The sequence below is a fragment of the Stenotrophomonas pictorum JCM 9942 genome (genome assembly GCF_001310775.1).
Classification (GTDB): domain Bacteria; phylum Pseudomonadota; class Gammaproteobacteria; order Xanthomonadales; family Xanthomonadaceae; genus Stenotrophomonas; species Stenotrophomonas pictorum.
In genome coordinates, this window is the sequence record NZ_BAZI01000790.1 from 1 (window position 1) to 591 (window position 591).

Below are 591 nucleotides of genomic sequence, written 5' to 3' on the forward strand. Positions count from 1 at the left end.
GGCACTGTGTCGTGCCCGCTGATCGATTCTCTGCACGGGAGCTAGGCGCGTGGCTTAACCCGGTTTTCCGTTCCACTGCGCCTCAAACCCCAGTTCGAGCCGGGGGCAAGGTGACCTGCCACTGATTGTTTCCTTGCACCGACATGCGCCAGACAAAGCCCACACTGAAGGCTAAAAGCGCGTAAGCCTTGCGATACCAGAAACCTACCGAACGAGAGCTGTCAGACAAGAAGGGCTAGTGCGGTCTTCCCACACTAAAATCCGGATACCCAAATAAAAAAAGGATCCGACCACATCCTGCCAGCCCCTATTGGCTGGCAGGAAAGTCGATCCGGTTTCCCACTGGTTCTCGCGTGTGGCCATCAAAGCCAGCCACGTTCCGCCAGGGTTACAGTCTGCAGTCCACCGACCACCACGTGATCAATCAGGCGCACGTCGACCAGGGCGAGCGACTGCTTGAGTCGCTCGGTCACCGCGCGATCCGCAGCTGATGGTTCTTCCAAGCCCGACGGATGGTTGTGCGCCACGATCACGCTGCGGCGTTGCAGCGGAGCGCGTGACGCACCACCTCCGCGGATGGACCTCGCTCCG

General features: G+C 60.1%; 1 pseudogene. It reads right to left on the reverse strand.

Annotation, left to right across the window (positions count from 1 at the left end):
* Nucleotides 1-362: 362 nt before the first annotated feature.
* Nucleotides 363-591: pseudogene (locus tag JCM9942_RS18565) on the reverse strand (JAB domain-containing protein); the annotation flags it as partial.